Annotated in this window: 2 protein-coding genes and 1 pseudogene; all 3 read left to right on the top strand. The window is 60.2% G+C overall.

The genetic code is table 11. From position 1 onward, the window contains the following. A pseudogene (locus EN964_RS32680) lies at positions 1–681 on the top strand (hypothetical protein); the annotation flags it as partial. Continuing rightward, a complete protein-coding gene (locus tag EN964_RS32675) occupies positions 656–1,132 on the top strand; it encodes a GNAT family N-acetyltransferase (protein ID WP_164765391.1) in 477 nt (158 codons plus the stop codon). The pseudogene EN964_RS32680 and the gene EN964_RS32675, both read left to right, overlap by 26 nt. Positions 1,133–1,258: 126 nt before the next feature. Next, the coding region (locus EN964_RS32670; protein ID WP_164776232.1) for a tail fiber domain-containing protein at positions 1,259–2,088 on the top strand (830 nt) is incomplete at its 3' end.

The raw sequence follows: 2,088 nt of genomic DNA, 5'->3' as shown, positions 1-2,088 counted from the left end.
ATCTCCCGCAATATCGAACCGGATTGGAAGCGTGAGGCTGCTCGCCGGCTTTCCCTGCCGTGGGAGATCATCAAGTGGCCGGACATGAACTATGCGATTGTCGCGTTGCCGGTGACGGCGGCCGGACAGGAAGCATGGTCGTTCGTCGTCAATCTCGAAACCGGGGCTTGGTGTAAGTTCGTCGGATGGGCCACGCGCTGCATCGAACTGCATGACAGCCGCCTCTATTTCGGTACCAATGACGGCACGGTTTTCGAGGCCGAGATTGCGGGCAATGATAACGGCTTGCCGATTTACTATACCTATGTCGGCAACCCGGATCACATGAAGTCTCTGGGCGGCTTGAAGACCGTTCACCAGGCGCGCCCGACCTTTCTCAGCGCCACGCCCTACAGCCCGAAAATCTCTTTCTCGGTCAACTATTCCGTCAGTCTGCCGCCAGCCCCTCCGGCGGCGGATGGCGGCACGGCGGACCTGTGGGATTCGGGCCAGTGGGATGTCGCGAAGTGGGACCAGGCGCAGCCTGTTGCATCGGTAGGCGGCGGGCAATGGATTTCGATCGGCAAGACCGGATATGTCATGCAGCCGCAACTGCAAATCACCGGATTTCTGAACCAGCGCCCAGTCACCGAATTCGTTCAGCTCGATGTCACTTTTGAAACGGGAGGCGTCGTTGTCTGACTACGCCATCAGTATCGAGAATTTCAACGCCGCATGGCCCGAGCTGGAACCCATGTGCCGGACTCACTATGGCGAGATGCAAGCTCGGATGGCTGGCGAAGGGATGACGATCGGCGAATTCAAGCCGCGCCTGAACGTCTACGGCGCCGCCGGGCATCTGCTCTGCTTTCTGGTCAGGACCGGCGATGGCGAGGCCGTGGGGTACGCCTTCATCTGGATCACCCAGGACATGCACAATTCCGAGATGATCGCCCAAGAAGACACGATTTACATGCGGCCGGACCATCGCAACGGCATCGGCCGCCGCTTCACCAAGCATATTCTGACTGAACTGAAAGCGCGCGGCTGCGTCAGGGCGCACGTCACCATCGCCACCGATCTACGCGTTGCAAAGATGTGCGAGCGCGTGGGCTTCAAGCGGTCGGCAATCGCCATGACCTATTTTCTCTAGGAGACCCTGACCATGTGTGCCCCAGACGCTCCCGCGCCGCCCGACCCGAAAGAGACATCAGCAGCGTCGACCGCAACGAACGTCGGCACCGCGATTGCGAATGCCAACCTCGGCAACGTCAATCAGGTGACGCCCGATGGCTCGCTGAACTATTCCCAGACGGGAACGTACAAATGGAATGATCCCTACACGGGCAAGTCCTATGACATCCCGACCTACACGGCCACGCAAACGTTGTCGGGAACCGGTCAGGCGATTAAAGACCAGACCGACCAGGCAAAGCTGAACCTGGGCGAACTGGCGGCCGGCCAATCGTCGTTTCTGAAGGATTGGCTCGCCAAGCCGGTCGACCTGTCCAACGACGCAACCGAAGGCCGGTTGATGGATCTCGGCATGAAGCGCCTTCAGCCGGCGCTCGATGCTCGCCGACAGGCGAACGAAGCCGACTTGATCAATCGCGGCATCCGTCCCGGTTCGGATAACTACGCCCAGGCGCAGAACATCCAGGACCAGGGAGAAAACGACGCCTACAATTCGTTGCTGCTGTCCGGTCGCGGGCAGGCGGTGCAGGAGGCCTTGGCCCAGAATTCGGCCCCGATCAACAACCTGACGGCGCTGCTCTCGGGCTCACAGGTCAGCCAGCCGAACTTCGTCAACGCGAACATGCCGACCATCCCGACGACCGACACGGCGGGGCTGATCAACACCAACTACAATCAGCAGCTCCAGAAGTGGCAGCAGGACGCCAGCAGTAGCAGCGATTTGATGGGCGGTCTGTTCGGATTGGGCGCGAACCTGATCAAGTTTTCGGACCGCCGCCTGAAGAAGAACATCCGCGCAATCGGCACCTTTGCCAACGGCCTGACGAAGTACGTGTTCGAATATCTCTGGGGCGGCGGTGAACAGGTCGGCGTCATGGCCGACGAGGTGCGCGCCTATCGGCCTTATGCTGTGAC

Source organism: Mesorhizobium sp. M7A.F.Ca.CA.001.10.2.1, assembly GCF_003998575.1.
Classification (GTDB): domain Bacteria; phylum Pseudomonadota; class Alphaproteobacteria; order Rhizobiales; family Rhizobiaceae; genus Mesorhizobium.
This window is presented reverse-complemented; position numbering and strand designations above follow the sequence as displayed.